Source organism: Micromonospora sp. NPDC003197 (assembly GCF_053590565.1).
On the sequence record NZ_JBSFTE010000048.1, the window covers coordinates 1 to 17,754 of the forward strand.

A 17,754-nucleotide genomic window follows, 5' to 3' on the forward strand; every position below is an offset into this window, starting at 1 on the left:
GGAACCTCCGTTCGGGGCAGCAGGCCGTGAAGCAGGAAACCCGGCGGGCGACCGCCGGAATCCCCGCCCTTTAGGGCAGGGAGATGTCAACCAGGTGGAGCACACCGAGCGGTACAGCCGGGCGGTGGTACGGGTCGACGGCAATCTGCCCCGCACCCGCTGGACTATCGAGCCGATCCAGCTGGAGGAACTGGTCCTCAGCTATCTGACCCGCGCCAGCACAGCGCCCGGTGACCGGTTGGCATCCACAGCAGGGCAGGTGCTGCGATGATCTGGCTGACCTGGCGGCAGTTCCGCACCGAGGCACTGGTCGGTGTCGTTGCCCTGGCCCTGCTTGCCGCCTACCTCGTCCACCTCGGCCTGGACATCCGGGACGCGTACGACTACTACCGTGCGCAGTGCCCGAGCCCGACCGACTGTGGTACACAACTGAGCCAGTTCACCACTGACTACTACAACACGCTGCTCTACCTGGCTGCGCTTGTCGGCCTCATCCCGGGACTGCTCGGCATGCTCATCGGGCTACTGCTGCGCCGCACTGTGCCAGCGATGGCGCTGACCATCCTGACCTTCGTCGTCCTCCAGTTCTTCGTACCCAACGTGGTGCGGCCGATCCTGCTGCCACCACAGCACCTCTCCCTGCCGATGACCGCTCCTGCCATCAACCAGGCACGTGGCTTGGGGAGCATCTCCGGCGCCCCCGTCGTGAAAGGGCTGACCGTGCCTAACGCCGAGATCACCGACGTGAGCGACCTGCTCACCGCGCACGGTCAGCCCCTCGACGAACGGACGTTCGACGACTGCCTTTCGAACCCGCCGAAGGTCGGCGCCACCGAGGGACCCTTCGGGGACGCTGCGGTGTGCCTGGCCAACCTCGACCTGCACGTCGACATCGCCTATCAACCCCGCAGCCGCTACTGGAGTTTCCAGTGGCTGGAGTCGGTGTTGTACCTGGTGTCGACCGGGCTACTGGTGGCCTTCGGGCTCTGGCGGATCCGCCGCCGGAGCTAGGCCGCGGTTACGGCGGCACGAGGTATCCGGACACCGGCTGGTGTCAGTGCGGCGCGCCCGGGCCAGGGGGTCATCCACCCTGGCCCGGGAAGTCGCCTCCGGCGCGGACTGCGGCCGTCGGTGCTGCTGCCGTCTCCGCCGCCTCCGTCGGCCCTTCGGTGACCAGGCCGCCGATGATGGCCGCCGCTACTCGTGGGTCTGCACCCCGGCCCACCGCCGTACCGATGAGGTAGGCCGCCAGCGGGCCCGCCGGCCGGCACACCCCGTGTGCCACCTCGCGTACCACGTCGAGGAGCGCGGCGATGTCCTGCTCGGACAGCTCCGGGGTGTCCAGGGCTGCGGCTGCGCCCACGAGCCACTCCCACAACGGGGCCTGGGTGTCCATGGTCGAACTCCTGTCCGGTCAGGCAGCTCGTCGGGCGAGGCTGCTCATCTTGACTGCGGTGTAGACGGCGGCCGCCAGCGCCACGTCGGAGAGGAGCATCAGCCCGATGGCGTACGAGCCCTGCCCGCCATAGACCCAGCCCATGATCAGTGGCGGGACGAAGCCGCCGAGGCCACCTGCCGCACCGACCAGGCCGGTGACGGTGCCCACCTTGTCGGCGGGGGCCACCTTGCCGACCAGCGCGAAGACCCCGCCGCTGGCCGCGCCGAGCAACACCGCCATGCCGAGGAACGCGATCGTGCCGAGCGGCATCAGCGCCGGCTGGAACGCCTGGAGGACAGCGAACGCCGCCGTCCCGGCGAAGCACCAGACCAGCACCGGCACCGGGTGCAGCCGGTCGGAGAGCCAGCCACCCACCGGCCGGGCGATCACCGCCAGCACCACGAACCCGGCGGTACGCATCGCCGCGTCCCCGGTCTCCAGCCCGTACGCGGTACGCAGGTAGGCCGGCAGGTACACGCTGAACGCGACGAAGCCGCCGAAGCCGACCGCGTAGAGGAAACACAGCTGCCAGGTCGCGGTCAGCCGGGACACGTCGGCCAGCCGGGCAAACGCGGAGCCCTGCGGACGCTGTCGGCCGGGTGCGTCACGTAGCAGCAGGAACGCCAGCACCGCGTAACCGGCCAGCACTGCGGCGACCAGCAGGAACGGGGTCTTCGCGCCGTAGGTGTCGGCGAGCTTCACGGTGGTGAAGTTGGCGATGGCGGTGCCGCCCATGCCGATGCCGAAGACACCGAGGGCGAAGCCGCGGCGGGCCGGCGGATACCAGCCGGAGACGACGGGTACGCCGACGGCGAAGGCGGTGCCGCCGATGCCGAGGAAGAACCCGGCGATGATCAGGGCCGAATACGAGGAGACGTACGACAAGGTCAGCACCGGGATGATGGTGGCGAGGCTGACCAGGGGAAACATCACGCGGGCGCCGTACCGGTCGGTCAACGCGCCGACCGGGATGCGGCCCAGCGAGCCGACGACCACCGGTACGGCGACGAGCAGCGACTGGGCGGCGAAGCTGAGGTCGAGGCGGTCCTTGATGCCGGGGCCGAGCGGACCCAGCAGCGCCCAGGCCCAGAAGTTGACCAGGAAACCGATGGTGGCGATGGTGAGGTTCAGCCCTGCGCTGCCGCCACGGGCAGTGGCGGGGCTGGTCGTGCCACCCGAGGGGTCCGCTGTCTGTTGACTCTTGGTGGTGCTCATGGATCACCTCATGGGAAGTGTCGTCCGTGGCAACGGGGATTGCCGGTGGCCCGGAGCCCAGGTGCCGTTGCTTCAGCGATTAGCCTCGACGGGGTAGCGGTGGTAGTTGAGGGCCGTAAGTCCCGGGCCTCGGGTGGCGTCAGCCACCGGCGAACGGCGGCAGTACGTCGACCGTGGCGGCGGCCGGCAGGGGAGCCGAACGGTCCCGCCACTGGACACCGTCCACCAGGTAGCTGCACGCGACCAGGGCCGTCGCCAGCGCGGGGCCATGCCGGTGAGCGAGGCCGGCCAGCAGGTCGCCCAGGGTGGCGGCGGAGGTGTCCTCCACCGCCACCCCGGCGGCGGCCCGGGCTCCGGCGAAGTAGCGCACCCGTACCGTGCTCATCGGCGGGCCCTGCGGCGGTCGTTGGTCGGCGTCGGCAGGCGCGGTGGGCCATCCCACCCGGGGCGGGTGGGACGCAGACCGGCCCGGGCGTCGCGGCTGCGGTAGACCACGTACGGGCGGGTGGCGTAGCCGATCGGGGCGCTGAACGCGTGCACCAGTCGGGTGAACGGCCAGAACGCGAAGAGCGCGAACGCGGTCAGGATGTGGATCTGGAAGCCGACCGGTACGCCCGCCACTATCTCGGGGTCCGGGCTGAGGTAGAACAGCGACCGGAACCACGGGGAGATCGTCTCCCGGTAGTCGTAGCCGTCGCCGCCCACGTTGGCCCGTACCGTGCTGAACAGGCCGAGCACGATGACGGTGGCCAGTACGACGTACATGGCCTTGTCGTTGCGGGTGGTGGCGGCGAAGACCGGACCGGTGAGTCGTCGCCGGGCGACCAGGATCGCGAGCCCGATCAGGGTGCAGAACCCCGCCACGGTGCCGATGAAGACGGCCATCAGGTGATATGCGTGTTCGGTGATGCCGACCGCCTCGGTCCACGCCTTCGGGACCAACAGTCCACCGATGTGCCCGACGAGGACCATCAGCACGCCGAAGTGGAACAGTGGGCTGCCCCAACGCAGGATCGTCGTCTCGTAGAGCTGCGACGAGCGGGTGGTCCAGCCAAACTTGTCGTAGCGGTACCGCCAGATCAGGCCGCCGAACAAGATGGCCATGGACAGATAGGGAAAGACCACCCAAAGCAACACCTTCATGGTGCCGGCCTTTCGTTCGAGGCTGCGGGGCTCTCTCGCTTCGCTCGTTCACTCCTCGCGCTCACCGATCCGGCCTTTCGTTCGCGGCTGCGGTACTCCGCTTCGCTCGTTCACTCCTCGCGCTCACCGACGCCCTCCGGATGTGGTGTCGACGAGTCCGAACGGTTCCAAGCCCACCTGCTCGACCGGCGGACCGGTACGGGCCAACTGCGCGGCGGCGGCCAGGTCCACAGGCTGCGGCGGCGGCAGCATCTCGCGTATCGCCACCAGGCAGTACTGGTAGACGGACCTCTCCGCCGCCAGGGACTCGGTGAGCAGGTCCAGCCCGACCCGGTTCTCCCGCAGCAGCCGCCACCCGCCGTCGTCGGCCGCCGCCAGGTCGAGCACCGCTGGCAGGTAGTCGGGCAGCTCGCCGTCGATCACGGCCAGGCCCGCCTGCTTGTACGCCCCGGTGAAGCCGACCAACGCCTCACCGCGTTTGCGGGTGTCCCCGGCGGTGTAGTAGGTCAGGTGCAGGCAGCAGCGGCGGCGGAAGTCGAACAATTGCACGTACTCGGCCCGCAACAGGGTCGGGTCGGCGTCGGCCCGGTACGCCGTCACCGCGCGCAGTGGCGCGGCGACCGCCTCGGGCAGTTCGTCGAGCGCGTCCCGGAGCACCGGTATGGCGGCCAGCACCTGCTCGTCGGGGTAACGCAGCAGCAGTGAGGCCGCTCGGGCCGCCACCATCCGCCAGATCACCTGGTTCACTGGTCGCCTCCGTCCGGGGACTCCGGCTTTCTTGTCTGGGGTGGGAAGAGCCCGTCGGGACGACCCCTGCCGTCCCAGTTGAGCAGGTTGACCCGACTCGACTTGTCCTGCGGCGCGGCGACCGTGTCCGAGGTCTGTCGGTTGATCAGCATGTGGAAGGTCTCCACCTGGATCGGTGCGGGCTGGCCGGAGGACTCACCGAACGGCCCCTGCCCGTACGGACCACCGCCGCCCATGCCCGGCCCGCCGTCGTACTCCAGGCTGCACTCGGTGGCGATCTGTTCGAGCCGGTGCGCGTTCTCGGCGTGCGCGGCCGGGATGACGTAGCGCTGCTCGTACTTGGCGATGGCCAGCAGCCGGTACATGTCGTCCATCTGCCGGCCGGTCATGCCGACCATCTCGGCGATCGACTCGTCGGCCGGCTCGCCCAGGTTGATCCGCCGCTGGTAGGCGCGCATCGCGGCGAGCCGATTGAGCACCGCCCGTACCGGGGTCGGGTCCCCGGCGGTGAACAGGCCGGCAAGATAGTCCACCGGGATGCGCAACGCGTCCACCGCACCGAACAGGTTGCCGGCGTCCTCACCGTCGTGGCCGGTGTCGCGCAGCACGTCCACCACCGGCGACAACGGCGGGATGTACCAGACCATCGGCATGGTCCGGTACTCCGGGTGCAGCGGCAGGGCCACCTGGTACTTCATGACCAGATCCCAGATGGGGGAGCGCTGCGCCGCCTCGATCCAGTCCTCCGGGATCCCGGCCGCGCGGGCGGCAGCGATCACCTCCGGATCGTTCGGGTCGAGGAAGACCGAACGCTGCGCCGCGTACAGGTCGTGCTCGTTCTGCACCGCGGCGGCCGCGGTGACCGCGTCAGCGTCGTAGAGCATCAGCCCGAGGTAGCGCAGCCGCCCGACGCAGGTCTCCGAGCAGATGGTGGGCTGGCCGATCTCGATGCGCGGGAAGCAGAACGTGCACTTCTCGGCCTTACCGGTGCGGTGGTTGAAGTACACCTTCTTGTACGGGCAGCCGGTGACACACATCCGCCAGCCCCGGCACCGGTCCTGGTCGACCAGGACGATTCCGTCCTCGGCCCGCTTGTAGATCGCCCCGGAGGGGCAGGACGCGGCGCAGGCCGGGTTCAGGCAGTGCTCGCAGATGCGCGGCAGGAAGAACATGAAGGCTTTTTCGTACTCCTGGCGTACCTGGTCGGAGACCTTCGCCAGGATCGGGTCACCCGCCGCGATCTCGTTACCACCGGCCAGCGAGTCGTCCCAGTTGGCACTCCAGGTGATCTTCGTGTCCTGGCCGGTGAGCAGCGACTTGGGCCGGGCCACCGGGGTGTCCTCCCCGGCCGGTGCGGTGAGCAGATGCTCGTAGTCGTACGTCCACGGCTCGTAGTAGTCCTGCATGGACGGCAGCTTCGGGTTGGCGAAGATGCTGAACAGCTTCTTCACCCGACCGCCGGCCTTCGGCTTGAGCCGCCCCGACCGGGTACGCACCCAGCCGCCCTGCCACCGCTCCTGGTCCTGGTACGTACGCGGATACCCCTGCCCGGGCCGGGTCTCCACGTTGTTGAACCAGACGTACTCCACCCCGGACCGGTTGGTCCACGCCTGCTTACAGGTGACCGAGCAGGTGTGGCAGCCGATGCACTTGTCGAGGTTCATCACCATCGACATCTGTGCCATGACCCGCATCAGTACTGCACCTCCTGGGAGCGGCGGCGAATCACCGTGACCTCGTCGCGCTGGTTACCGGTCGGCCCGAGATAGTTGAAGGCGAAGGAGAGCTGCGCATACCCGCCGATGAGATGGGTGGGCTTGACCAGCAGCCGGGTCAGCGAGTTGTGGATACCGCCGCGCCGTCCGTTGATCTCCGCCTTCGGCACGTCGATGACCCGCTCCTGGGCGTGGTACATGTACACCGTGCCCTCGGGCATCTTGTGCGAGACCACGGCCCGACAGACCACCACGCCGTTACGGTTGACCGCCTCGATCCAGTCGTTGTCCCGTACGCCGATCTTGATTGCGTCGGCCTCGCTCATCCACATCGTCGGACCGCCCCGGGACAACGTCAGCATCAGCAGGTTGTCCTGGTATTCGGAGTGGATGGACCACTTCGAGTGCGGGGTGAGATAGCGGACCGTGATCTCCAGTTCGCCGTTGCGGCCCAACCTCGGCTCGCCGAAGAGCTTGTGCATGTCCAGTGGCGGCCGGAACACCGGCAGCTCCTCGCCGACCTCCTGCATCCAGTCGTGGTCCAGGAAGAAATGCTGCCGCCCGGTCAGCGTGTGCCACGGCTTGAGCCGCTCGACGTTGATGGTGAACGGCGAGTACCGCCGCCCGCCGTGCTCGCTGCCGGACCACTCCGGACTGGTGATCACCGGCACCGGACGGGACTGGGTGTCGGCGAAGGTGATCTGCTTGCCCTCGTGCTCGGCGGACAGGTCAGCCAGCTTCACGCCGGTACGCCGCTCCACGTCCTTGAACCCGACGGTGGCCACCCGACCGTTCGTGGTGCCGGACAGCGCCAGGATCGCCTCGCAGGCGTGGATGTCCTTCGCCAGCGACGGTTGCCCGTCGGCGGCCCCGCCGCGTACCGCGCCGTTCTTGCGACGCAGGTATTCCACCTCCGGACTGACGTCGACCGACACGCCCTTGCCGGTGGTGCCGAGGGAGTCCATCAGCGGCCCGAGCGCGGCCATCTTGTCGGCGATCGCGCCGTAGTCACGCTCGACGACGACCAGTTTTGGCATGGTCTTCCCCGGCACCGGTGTCTCGCCGGTGACCGCCCAGTCGCGGACCACCCCGTGCGGGGTCGCCATCGCATCGGGGGTGTCGTGCAGCAGCGGTGCCGCGACCAGATCCTTGCGTACGCCCAGATGGTCGGCGGCCAGGGTGGAGAACGCCCGGGCGATGCCGTGGAACGCGTCGAAGTCGGTCCGGGTCTGCCACGGCGGGTTGATCGCCGGGGTGAACGCGTGCACGAACGGGTGCATGTCCGTGCTGCTCAGGTCGTGCTTCTCGTACCAGGTGGCGGCCGGCAGCACGATGTCGGAGAAGAGCGTCGTGGAGGTCATCCGGAAGTCCAGCGACAGCAGCAGGTCGAGCTTGCCCTCCGGGGCCTCGTCCCGCCAGGTCACGTCCTTCGGGCGCAGCTCCGGCGGGGCCTCGTCGGCCCGCAGCGACGCGTCGGTGCCGAGCAGATGCCGCAGGAAGTACTCGTTGCCCTTGGCCGACGAGCCGAGCAGGTTGGCCCGCCACACCGTCAGCACCCGGGGCCAGTTCTGCGGCGCGTCCGGGTCGGTGCAGGCGAAACCCACCTGACCCGCCCCGAGCTGCTCAGCCACCCAACCGGCCGGGTTGTCCGGTGCGGCGGCGACCGCCTCATCGGCGAGGTCCAGCGGACTCCGGTCGAACGTCGGCATGCTCGGCATCCAGCCCAGCCGGGCCGACTGGGCCAGCAGGTCGGCAGTGTGCCGGCCGGCGAAGGTGCCCTTGCCGGTGGGGGAGGAGACCACGTCGGCCGAGTACGTGTCGTAGCGCCACTGGTCGGTGTGGACGTACCAGAACGCCGTGCCGATCATCTGCCGGGGCGGCCGTACCCAGTCCAGCCCGAACGCCAACTGCGCCCAGCCGGTCGACGGCCGACACTTCTCCTGCCCGACGTAGTGCGCCCAGCCCCCACCGTTGACCCCCTGGCAGCCGGTCAACGTGACCAGGGCCAGGATGGCCCGGTAGGTGGCGTCGGAGTGGAACCAGTGGTTCGTACCCGCCCCGAGCAGGATCATCGACCGGCCACCGGAGCGTTCCGCGTTGTCAGCGAACTCGCGCGCGATCCGGGTCACCTGCACCGCCGGTACGCCGGTGATCGGCTCCTGCCACGCCGGGGTGTACGGCACGTCCCCGTCGTCGTAGTCGGCGGGCCACTGACCGGGCAGCCCGGGGCGGGCCACCCCGTACTGGGCCAGCAGCAGGTCGAAGACGTTGGTGACCAGGTGGGTCCCGACCCGACGGGTCGGTACGCCCCGACGCAGCACCTGCGGCGGGTCGGTGTCGAACCTGGGCAGCGACACCTCCACCGCCTCGCCACCGAGGCAGGTCAACGCCGGATCCAGGTCACCGAGGTCGAGGTTCCACTGTCCTGGCTCCTCGCCCCAGCGGTGCCCGAGGCTGCCGCGCGGTATGGCCGGCGCGTCGGTCGCGGTGTCCCACAGCACCGTCTTGAACGCCGCCTCCTTGTCCGTCTCGCCCAGGTCCGCAGCGGTGAGGAACTTGCCAGGCCGGTAGCTGCCGTCGTCGGTGGGCTCGAGGGTGATCAGGAACGGCAGGTCGGTGAAGCGGCGGATGTACTCCTCGAAGCGTGCGGTGCGCCGCTCGACGAAGAACTCCTTGAGGATGACGTGGCCCATCGCCATCGCCAGTGCCCCATCGGTGCCCGGCTGGGCGGGCAGCCACTCGTCGGCGAACTTGACGTTGTCGGCGAAGTCGGGGCTGACCACCACCACCTTCTGGCCCCGGTAGCGGGCCTCGGCCATCCAGTGCGCGTCGGGCGTACGGGTGACCGGGACGTTCGAGCCCCACATCACGAAGTAGGAGGCGTCCCACCAGTCCCCGGACTCCGGCACGTCGGTCTGGTCGCCGAACACCTGCGGTGAGGCCACCGGCAGGTCGGCGTACCAGTCGTAGAACGACAGCATCGAGCCGCCGATCAGGGACACGAACCGGGCGCCGACGGCGTGCGACACCATCGACATCGCCGGGATCGGCGAGAAGCCGGCGACCCGGTCCGGCCCGTACGCCTTGATGGTGTGCACGTGCGCGGCGGCGATCATCTCCTGGGCCTCGTCCCAGGAGATCCGCACCAGCCCGCCCTTGCCCCGGGCCTTCTGGTAGCGCCGACGGCGCTGCGGGTCGTTCTGGATGTCGGCCCAGGCGGCCACCGGGTCGCCGAGCCGGCGCTTGGCCTCCCGGTACATTTCCACCAGGACCCCTCGGGCGTACGGGTATCGCACCCGGGTGGGGGAGTAGGTGTACCAGGAGAAGGCGGCACCCCGTGGACATCCGCGTGGCTCGTACTCCGGTCGGTCCGGCCCGACGCTCGGATAGTCGGTCTGCTGCTGTTCCCAGGTGATGATGCCGTCCTTGACGTACACCTTCCAGGAGCAGGAGCCGGTGCAGTTCACCCCGTGGGTCGAGCGCACCACCTTGTCGTAGGAGGAGCGGTCCCGGTAGAACGCGTCCGCTTCGCGTCCGCCGATCTGGTAGAGCGCCCGCCCGTCCGGCGAGACGTCCGCTCGGCGGACCAGACCACCTACCGCCAGCAGTGCCCTCCCCGCGTTCTCGGTCGCTCGCGACATATGCCTCATTCCCTCGATCGATCACTGTGGTTACCACGTTCGTACCGGTCATCCCGGCTCGCAACTCGTGAGTGGAAACCAGCGCAATCGTGGGTCGATCGAGGGTGGTACACCCGGGTCGAAGGTCCCGAGTCGATCGACAGCCGAATACCGCTACCGGGCCGGCGCCGGCGTGATCCGGTCCCAGGCGTCGATCGGCAGAGTGATCACAGCGGCTGGGAACAGCCCGTGCTCCTCGTTGTCGATGTGCCGGACGAGCCGGTCGAGCGCGGCGAGCACCACGGACCAGTCCGGATCCGCACGGTCCACCGACCCGAGTACGCCGTGGATGTCGTCATGCTCAGCGCAGAGCGCGTCCACCCCCTCGGTGAGGCTGCCCTCGGCCCGCAACTCGGCGAAGAGGCCGTCCTCCTCAGCGCTGGTGTGCGGCAGCAGCAGACGGACGAGATCGTCCAGCCGGGTGAGACGATCACCGTTACCGTGCGTGATGGCGGTCCGCAGCCGGCCGGCGGCGTTGGTGATCTCCTCATGCTCCGCGCTGAATTGGGCGATCAACGGAAAATCCCGACAGCCGCAGTAGTTGCACACTGGTCCATCTCCTTGCCGCCTGGCCGGCGGTCGGCATTACGCCACCGGCCGTGGCTACCGGTGACCGGCCGACCGCCGGCATGGGTGAGCGATCCCATCCTCACCCCGGAGATCCCGCCCAAGTAGGGCCGAAAGACCCGACAAGACAGGAGTTTTGCTGGCGTTTACCGTTGTAACGTCAAGTGACGTGGAAACCTTCAGCACAGGTCCGGCCGGCGAGACGATCGACCCGTCCCGACACCGCGCGCTTGGTGCCGCCAGCCGGGTGACGATCCTGAAACTCGTCCGTGGTGCCGACGGCGGAATGAACACCACCCAGGTCGCCGAACAGACCGGCCTGCACCTGTCGACCGCCCGCGCCCACCTCGACCGTCTCGTCGAGGCGGGGCTGCTGGTCAAGGCGCGGGCCAGTGGCGGGCAGCCCGGCCGCCCCGCATGGCGCTACCGGGCGACAGCCAACGACGACGTACCGGCCCCGGCACCCTACCGCGCTCTGGCCGCCGCGCTGCTGGAGCACCTCGGCTCCGCCGATGGCGACGTACGGGCCCTGGCCGGTCGGATCGGCCAGAACTGGGGGAGGCACCTGGCCGCCGCCACCGCCCAGACCGGTGGCCCGATCGCCACCGCCCTGGGCGTCCTGCGTGGGCTGGGCTTCAACCCCAGCCTCGCCGGGGACGAGCCGGAGGCCACCGACTCGACCGGGCCAGCGGTCGCAGCTGAATCCACCGGGCCGACGGTGGCCGCCGACAGTGTCGCAGTCCACCTGCACAGCTGCCCCTTCCTCGAACTGGTGGGCCGCAACCCCGACGCGATGTGCGGACTGCACGTCGGTGTCATCCGGGGCGCGATGGAACAGGCGGGGGCACCCAACGGCACCGCCGTGCTGGAACCGTTCGGCGCACCCACCGCCTGTGTGGTCCGGCTCTCCCTCGGGGCACCGGAATCTACACAAGGCCCGGCATGACCGCCCCTGCACCGGTCCCGCCCCTGGTCCGTAGGCAACTACCCGTCCTGGAGACCGGCAGCACCGCCGCCACCGGCCGGGCGCGGTGGCACCGTCGCGCCTCCGCCCTGCCCCTGGCGTACCTCGCTGGCATCGTCGTCATCGGACTCGTCCACCCGTTCCTGCCCTCGTGGCGCTGGCTCGCCATCCACCTGCTGCTGCTCGGCGCGGTCACCAACGCCATCATCGTCTGGAGCGCCCACTTCACCGCCGCCCTGCTCCGAGTGCCCGCCCCGGCCCGCCGCCGCGCCGAAACCATCCGGCTGATCCTGCTCAACCTCGGCATCGTCGGCGTACTGATCAGCGGCGGCACCGACCAGCCCTGGCCGGGCGTGGCCGGCGCGGCCGTCGTTTTTATCGCCATCGTCGCCCACCTGGGCTGGCTGACCGGCCGGCTCCGGGCGGCGCTGCCGGCCCGCTTCTCGGTCACCGTCCGCTACTACCTGGCCGCTGCGGCGGCGCTGCTGGTCGGCATCCCGATCGGGGCGTGGATGCTGGTCGTCGACGACGACAACCGGCCACGGCTGCTGCTGTTCCACGCCCACGTCAACCTGCTCGGCTGGGTCACCCTGACCGTGCTCGGCACCCTGCTCAGCCTCTGGCCGACCGTACTGCGTACCCGGATGGCCGAGGACGCCAGCCGGGCCGCCAGCCGGGCCCTACCCCTGGTCCTGGCCGGCCTCGCGCTGCTCGGCACCGGGCTGCTCGCCTGGTGGCGGCCGGTGGCTGTCATCGGGCTACTGCTGTTCGCCGCCGGTACGGTGATCGCCCTCCGACCGGCCGTCACCATCGGCCAGAACAAGCCGCCCGCCTCCTTCGCGGCGTGGTCGATTGCCGCCGCCGCAGGCTGGCTGCTGGTCGCTCTCGCCATCCAGACCGGCACGCTACTGACCGTCGCCGGGCCTGCGGAAGCCGCCGACGTCTTCAGTGACGTGCTCATCCCACTGCTGGTCGGTTTCGCCGCGCAGGTCCTGATCGGATCCCTGGCCTACCTGCTGCCGGTGGTGCTCGGCGGCGGGCCCGACCGGGTCCGGCACCGCACCGCCGCAATCGACCGGCACTGGGCGCAACGGGTCACCATGGGCAATGCCGCGCTGGTCGTCTTCCTCCTTCCGGTCTCGCCGTACGTGCGGATCACCACCTCACTGCTGGTCCTGGCCGCCCTGGTGCAGTTCCTCGCCCCGGCGGCCCGGGTCCTGTTCACCGCCCGGAGGTAACCGGTGCCCCAGCCCATCGCCCCTGATCCACTTCCCGCCCCCGCCCCCGCCCCCGCCCCCGCCCCCGCCCCCGCTCCGGTTTCCGGCCCCGACCTGGTACCTGGAACCACCCGGCCGCTCACCGGTGTCGCCGTCGGCCTGGTCATCGTGCTGCTCGCCACTCTCGTTGGCGTGGCAGCCCAAGGGGCCACCGCCCCCGCCACCGGATCCACACCGACCTCGGCCACCGTGCCGGCCACCGGTCGTACCACCACGATCGCGGTGACTGCCGACGGGATGCGGTTCCACCCCGACCAGATCACCGTCCCCGCCGGCGACCGGTTGGTCATCGAGTTGACCAACCGCGACCGCCGTCGCCATGACCTCGTCCTCGCCACCGGGGCCAAGACCCCGACCATCGCCAGCGGCGACACGGTACGACTCGACGCCGGAGTCGTCAGTGCCACCACCGAAGGCTGGTGCTCCCTCCCCGGGCACCGGCAGGCCGGCATGACCCTCACCATCGTCACCACCGGAGGCCCAGCCAGTGCCGACCCGTCGGCCGACAGCAGCGCCAGCCAATCCGGTGCTGGCCACGCCGAGCACGCCGGCACCCCCACCACCGGTCAGACCGACCACTCCGCCGGCCGGATAGACCCGATGGTTGACCCCGGCGCCGGGTTCACCGCCCGCGACGCCACCGCACCCGCCACCCCGGGCAGCCGGCTACACCGCCTGGAACTGCGCGTCCAGGAGGTCGACCGCGAGGTTGCCCCCGGCGTACGACAGAAACTGTGGACGTTCAACGGCACCGCCCCCGGACCGATCCTGCGCGGCCGGGTCGGCGACACCTTCGAGATCACCCTCGTCAACGACGGCAGCCTCGACCACGGAATCGACTTCCACGCCGGAGCACTCGCCCCCGACCAGCCCATGCGACCCATCGACCCGGGGCAGCGACTGGTCTACCGGTTCACCGCCACCAAGGCCGGCATCTGGATGTACCACTGCTCGACCATGCCGATGCTGCACCACATCGGCAACGGCATGTACGGCGCGGTGATCATTGATCCACCGAATCTGCCCGCAGTAGACCGCGAATACGTCCTCATCCAGTCCGAGCTCTACCTCGGCCCCGACGGTGAACCCGGCGACCTGACCAAGATGCAGGCGGAACGCCCCGACGCCGTCGTCTTCAACGGCTACGTCTCCCAGTACGCCCACCGCCCGCTGACCGCTCGCCCCGGCCAGCGGGTACGGATCTGGCTGCTCAACGCCGGCCCCAACCGCGCCAGCGCCTTCCACATCGTCGGCGCCCACTTCGACACCGTCTATCGGGAAGGACAGTGGCAGCTCCGCCCCGGCGACCCGGGCGCCGCCCAGGTGCTCGACGTCAGCCCCGCAGGCGGCGGATTCGTGGAAACCGTCTTCCCCGAAGCGGGGAACTACCCGTTCGTCAGCCACATCATGGTCGACGCCGAGCGTGGTGCCCGAGGCACCTTCCAGGTCAGGTGAGCCACGATGACCACCATCTCCGCGACCAGGGCGGTACGACGGCCGGCCCGGCGTCGTACCGCCCGCCAGTTCATCCCGCCGCAGCACGGGGCGTGGGCGATGCTGGTCGTACCCTGGCTGGTCGGCATGCTCGCCGCCGGCTTCCGTTGGACGCACCTGCCGCTGCTCGGTGCCTGGCTGGCCGGCTATCTGCTCTCCTACTACGTGCTCCAGGCGGTCAAGACCCGCCGGCCGGGGCGGTTCCGCAGCCAACTGCTCGCCTACACCCCGCCGACGATCCTGCTCGGCGGCCTGGTGCTCGTCCTGCATCCGGCCCTGCTCTGGTACGCCCCCGGCTACGCCGCGCTGCTCGCCGTCAACGTCGGCTACGCCGGGCTACGGCGCGAACGTGCCGTTGTCAACGACCTGGCCTCGGTGCTCCAGAGTTGCCTCATGGTGCTCGTCGCGGCGACCGTCGCCGAAGTGCCGGTGACCCAACTCGGTACGGAGTTCCTGGCGGTACTGGCCTACTTCACCGGCACCGTCCTGTACGTCAAGACGATGATCCGGGAACGCGGCAGTACGACGTACCGGGTCGTTTCGGTGCTCTTCCACCTGCTGGCCCTCGGGCTGTCGGTCTGGTGGGGATGGCCGCTCACCGTACTCTTCGGGCTTTTGCTGCTGCGGTCCTGGCTGCTGCCGCAGCATCGAGCCACCCCCAAGCAGGTGGGCATTCTGGAGATCGTCAACTCCCTGTTGCTGGTCGTCGCACTCGCCCTTGGTTGAACAGCGCGATCGGTTTGGAGCCCACGACCCCGGGAAGCCAACGGTCGAGCAGAGGGACGGGCGACAACATCGCCCTCATCGCCAGGAGGGAAGACCGACATGGGCAACCGGGATCAGCTCCACGAGATGCGTCAGCGTGCCCACGAAGCGGGCATCCAGGGCAGCTCGAAGATGAGCGAGCAGCAGCTGAAAGAGGCGTTGAAGAAGGTCGGCAAGGGGATGGAGCCGGCGATGGCCAAGCAGCAGGCCAGGCACTGACAGCCTCGTTTGAGCTGCGCGGATGCGGGCCCGGCTGGACCGGACCCGCATCCGCTGCGTCGCTATCGGTCGGCCTCCGCGAGAGCCTTGATGCCCGCCAACGTACGCTGCATGCTCTCCCGCAGCATGTCGAGACGACCGGACACCTGCTTCTCCTCGTCGCCGAAGCGCTCGATGGCGAGGCTGAGGCCGGAGCGCCCCGGGCCGATGCGCACCGACTCCCGTAGTCGGACGCCTTCCGCCTCCGGCTCCAGGTCGAACCGCCAGGTCGCCGACCCGCTGGCGAGATCGTCCGTGGCCGGACCGAACCGGCCGTCGACGTCCATGGCCGCCCAGGCGAAGACACGGCACGGCTCCAGCTCGACGACCTGCGACAGCATCCGCCATTCGCCGAACCATCGGTTTCGGTTGTAGCCGAGGAACCGGGCTCCGAGCGTCGGCTCGGCTGCCCCGTCGAGCCATTCGACCCGGTGTAGTTCGTCGCTCAGTCGAGCCGGCAGCTCGATATCGACCACCAGCTCCCAGACTCGGGGCAGCGGTGCCGCGATGAGGATCTCGGATTGTGTGTGCGGCCCGTCGGCGTACCGCATGTGCCTACTCCCTGTCTCTCGTCAACCCAGGGCCCGGCCCGGTGTGATCGACCATAGTGGGCTTTTTTCGAGGACGGGGTTCGTGGGGATCGACACCTGTCACAGGCCGGGCAGTGCGAACGGCCGCAGTGCCGCCGCGACGTGCCTGGCACCTCGGCATCTTCTTGACCCGTTGGCGCGAGTTGGAGGACGCGGTGGGTTACGCCGTGGCTGCCTTCGGGTAGTGGCGGCGCAGGTTGGCGGCGCTGACGCGGTCGAGCGCACGGTCGGACAGCATCCGGGCCAGGCGGGTGAGCAGAGCGGCATCCCGGCCGATGGTGTAGCGGGTGCGCGGTCTGCGGGTCGTCACGACCTTCGCGATGACCCGGGCGGCGGCGTCGGCCGTCAGGCCCGCCGCAGTGCCCGAGGCCATCAGCGTGTTGATCGCCTGAACCAGACTGCCGTAGCGTTCGTCCTGCTCCGGCGTCATCTGGGCGGCCAACTGGTTCGCCGTCGCGATCCCGCGGGCGGCCATCTCCGTGCGGACGCCGCCGGGTTCGACCACGACCACCTGTACGCCCAGCGGCGCGACCTCCCGGCGGAGCGAGTCGCTGACCGCCTCCAGGGCGAACTTCGCGCCGGCGTACGCGCCGTAGGTGGGCATGGCGATCTTGCCGCCGACCGAGCTGATGTTGATCACGCGACCCTTGCTGCGCAGCAGTGCGGGCAGGAGCGCCTGAGTGACGGCGATGTGGCCGAACAGGTTGACTTCGAACACCCACCGCCACTGTGCCATCGGCAGGGATTCGACCGGGGCGTTCACTTGGATGCCGGCGTTGTTGACGAGCGCGTGCAGCACGCGCGAGTCGCCGGCGACCCGCGCGGCGAGTGCCTCCACCTGCTCGGACTTGGTGATGTCGAGGATGACCGGCTCAATGCCGGTCGATCGGATGGTGTCGGCGTCACGGTCGCGTCGCACGCCGGCCAGGACGTGGAATCCCTGGCGAGCCAGTTCGCGGGCGGCTGACGCGCCCATGCCCGTGGAGGCTCCGGTTACGACGACCAGCCGCTGGGCTTCCGATGATGTTGTCACGAGCAACAATGTATGCGTCGACAACAATGTTGTCAACGGCAACTTTCGGCTAGGATGAGGCCGTGCCCGCCTACCACCACGGAAACCTCCGCGCGACACTGCTCAACGCCGCCGAGCGCAGCCTGCGCCAGCACGGGGTCGACCAGCTTTCGCTGCGTGAGCTGGCCCGCGAGGCCGGCGTCAGCCACGCCGCGCCCCGCCGCCACTTTCCGGACCGTCAGGCGTTGCTGGACGCACTGGTCGAGGCCGGCTTCGCCCGGTTGGACACCGAACTGCGCGCTGCGATCGTCGTCGCAGGGGAGGATTTCGGGGCTCGCCTGCACGCCGTGGCGGCGGCCTATCTGCGCTTCGCCACCGAGGACGCCGCGCTGCTGGAGCTGATGTTCGCCGGCAAGCATCGTGAGGGCGCCGACCGGCTGGTCGCAGCCGCCGCCGTGCCGTTCGGCCTGATGTCCGACGTGATCGCGCAGGGCCAGGCCGAGGGAGTGCTCGCTCCCGGCGACCCGGGGCGCGTCGGCGTCGTGCTCCTTGCGACGCTGCACGGCATCGCCACGCTCGTCAACGGCGGGCTGGTCGTCCCCACGCTGCTCGACGGCATCGTCGAGACCGCGGTCGACCAGTTCATCCGAGGCTCGAAGGCCTGACCCAGCGCGTACGACGAAGGGCCAGCCCCGGTGTGGGCTGGCCCTTCGTGGTTGCTTGTTTGGAGGGGCCCCTTTCTATCGTTTTCTGTATAGGAGGGGGCCCTTCCTATCGTCACTGGGTTGCCTTGCCTCAGGCGGAGTAGCCGCGGGTGGCGATCCAGTCGGCGAGGTTGTCGGTGTCCATCCAGTAGGTGGCGGTGTTGGGGTTGGCGGAGTCTGCGATC

Annotated in this window: 17 protein-coding genes and 2 pseudogenes; 8 read left to right on the plus strand and 11 right to left on the minus strand. The window is 69.6% G+C overall.

The features are described from left to right. Window positions 1-271, plus strand: a pseudogene (locus tag ACWDV4_RS30300) (hypothetical protein); the annotation flags it as partial. Continuing rightward, window positions 268-1,011, plus strand: a complete 744-nt coding sequence (locus tag ACWDV4_RS30305; RefSeq protein WP_449985820.1) for an ABC transporter permease subunit — start codon at window positions 268-270, stop codon at window positions 1,009-1,011. The pseudogene ACWDV4_RS30300 and the gene ACWDV4_RS30305, both read left to right, overlap by 4 nt. A 70-nt stretch (window positions 1,012-1,081) precedes the next feature. Here ACWDV4_RS30305 and ACWDV4_RS30310 read toward each other — a convergent pair whose 3' ends face one another. The 8 genes from ACWDV4_RS30310 to ACWDV4_RS30345 form a co-directional block, all read right to left on the minus strand. Then, on the minus strand, window positions 1,082-1,396 hold the full coding sequence (locus ACWDV4_RS30310) for a DUF6457 domain-containing protein (RefSeq protein WP_449985822.1): 315 nt from the start codon (window positions 1,394-1,396) through the stop codon (window positions 1,082-1,084). An 18-nt stretch (window positions 1,397-1,414) separates the two neighbouring features. Further along, window positions 1,415-2,653, minus strand: a complete 1,239-nt coding sequence (locus ACWDV4_RS30315; RefSeq protein ID WP_449985826.1) for an MFS transporter — start codon at window positions 2,651-2,653, stop codon at window positions 1,415-1,417. 139 nt (window positions 2,654-2,792) lie between these two features. Beyond that, complete coding sequence (locus ACWDV4_RS30320) at window positions 2,793-3,038, minus strand: MoaD/ThiS family protein (protein ID WP_449985827.1); 246 nt, start codon at window positions 3,036-3,038, stop codon at window positions 2,793-2,795. Next, the gene (gene narI / locus ACWDV4_RS30325) at window positions 3,035-3,796 is read right to left on the minus strand and encodes a respiratory nitrate reductase subunit gamma (RefSeq protein WP_449985829.1); all 762 of its coding nucleotides are present in this window, start codon (window positions 3,794-3,796) and stop codon (window positions 3,035-3,037) included. The genes ACWDV4_RS30320 and narI overlap by 4 nt, the downstream gene beginning before the upstream one ends. Before the next feature lie 123 nt (window positions 3,797-3,919). Continuing rightward, window positions 3,920-4,522, minus strand: coding sequence for a nitrate reductase molybdenum cofactor assembly chaperone (gene narJ, locus ACWDV4_RS30330; protein WP_449985861.1), 603 nt, complete (start codon window positions 4,520-4,522; stop codon window positions 3,920-3,922). A 17-nt stretch (window positions 4,523-4,539) separates the two neighbouring features. Beyond that, window positions 4,540-6,237, minus strand: coding sequence for a nitrate reductase subunit beta (narH, locus tag ACWDV4_RS30335; protein ID WP_449985832.1), 1,698 nt, complete (start codon window positions 6,235-6,237; stop codon window positions 4,540-4,542). Next, on the minus strand, window positions 6,237-9,899 hold the full coding sequence (locus tag ACWDV4_RS30340) for a nitrate reductase subunit alpha (protein ID WP_449985835.1): 3,663 nt from the start codon (window positions 9,897-9,899) through the stop codon (window positions 6,237-6,239). The genes narH and ACWDV4_RS30340 overlap by 1 nt, the downstream gene beginning before the upstream one ends. 153 nt (window positions 9,900-10,052) lie before the next feature. Then, complete coding sequence (locus tag ACWDV4_RS30345) at window positions 10,053-10,487, minus strand: hemerythrin domain-containing protein (protein WP_449985837.1); 435 nt, start codon at window positions 10,485-10,487, stop codon at window positions 10,053-10,055. A 187-nt stretch (window positions 10,488-10,674) separates the two neighbouring features. Between ACWDV4_RS30345 and ACWDV4_RS30350 the strand changes: the two genes are divergently transcribed. From ACWDV4_RS30350 to ACWDV4_RS30370, 5 genes are all read left to right on the plus strand, one after another. Continuing rightward, window positions 10,675-11,451, plus strand: a complete 777-nt coding sequence (locus tag ACWDV4_RS30350; RefSeq protein ID WP_449985840.1) for a helix-turn-helix transcriptional regulator — start codon at window positions 10,675-10,677, stop codon at window positions 11,449-11,451. After that, window positions 11,448-12,707 carry a hypothetical protein gene (locus ACWDV4_RS30355; RefSeq protein WP_449985843.1) on the plus strand — a complete coding sequence of 420 codons (1,260 nt, stop codon included), beginning with the start codon at window positions 11,448-11,450 and terminating at the stop codon, window positions 12,705-12,707. The genes ACWDV4_RS30350 and ACWDV4_RS30355 overlap by 4 nt, the downstream gene beginning before the upstream one ends. A 3-nt stretch (window positions 12,708-12,710) precedes the next feature. Continuing rightward, window positions 12,711-14,201, plus strand: coding sequence for a multicopper oxidase domain-containing protein (locus tag ACWDV4_RS30360; protein WP_449985846.1), 1,491 nt, complete (start codon window positions 12,711-12,713; stop codon window positions 14,199-14,201). 6 nt (window positions 14,202-14,207) lie between these two features. Further along, window positions 14,208-14,966, plus strand: a complete 759-nt coding sequence (locus ACWDV4_RS30365) for a YwiC-like family protein (RefSeq protein ID WP_449985849.1) — start codon at window positions 14,208-14,210, stop codon at window positions 14,964-14,966. 99 nt (window positions 14,967-15,065) lie between these two features. Next, a complete protein-coding gene (locus ACWDV4_RS30370; RefSeq protein ID WP_449985852.1) occupies window positions 15,066-15,224 on the plus strand; it encodes a hypothetical protein in 159 nt (52 codons plus the stop codon). A gap of 62 nt (window positions 15,225-15,286) precedes the next feature. Here ACWDV4_RS30370 and ACWDV4_RS30375 read toward each other — a convergent pair whose 3' ends face one another. Together ACWDV4_RS30375 and ACWDV4_RS30380 are read right to left on the minus strand one after the other, a co-directional pair. Beyond that, the gene (locus ACWDV4_RS30375; RefSeq protein ID WP_449985853.1) at window positions 15,287-15,814 is read right to left on the minus strand and encodes an SRPBCC family protein; all 528 of its coding nucleotides are present in this window, start codon (window positions 15,812-15,814) and stop codon (window positions 15,287-15,289) included. Between the two features lie 199 nt (window positions 15,815-16,013). Next, window positions 16,014-16,886: an SDR family NAD(P)-dependent oxidoreductase gene (locus tag ACWDV4_RS30380; protein WP_449985856.1), complete on the minus strand. Its 873-nt coding sequence runs from the start codon at window positions 16,884-16,886 to the stop codon at window positions 16,014-16,016. 62 nt (window positions 16,887-16,948) lie between these two features. Between ACWDV4_RS30380 and ACWDV4_RS30385 the strand changes: the two genes are divergently transcribed. After that, window positions 16,949-17,530, plus strand: coding sequence for a TetR/AcrR family transcriptional regulator (locus tag ACWDV4_RS30385; protein WP_449985859.1), 582 nt, complete (start codon window positions 16,949-16,951; stop codon window positions 17,528-17,530). Window positions 17,531-17,660: 130 nt separating this feature from the next. Here the strand turns inward: ACWDV4_RS30385 and ACWDV4_RS30390 are convergent. Next, a pseudogene (locus ACWDV4_RS30390) lies at window positions 17,661-17,754 on the minus strand (C39 family peptidase); the annotation flags it as partial.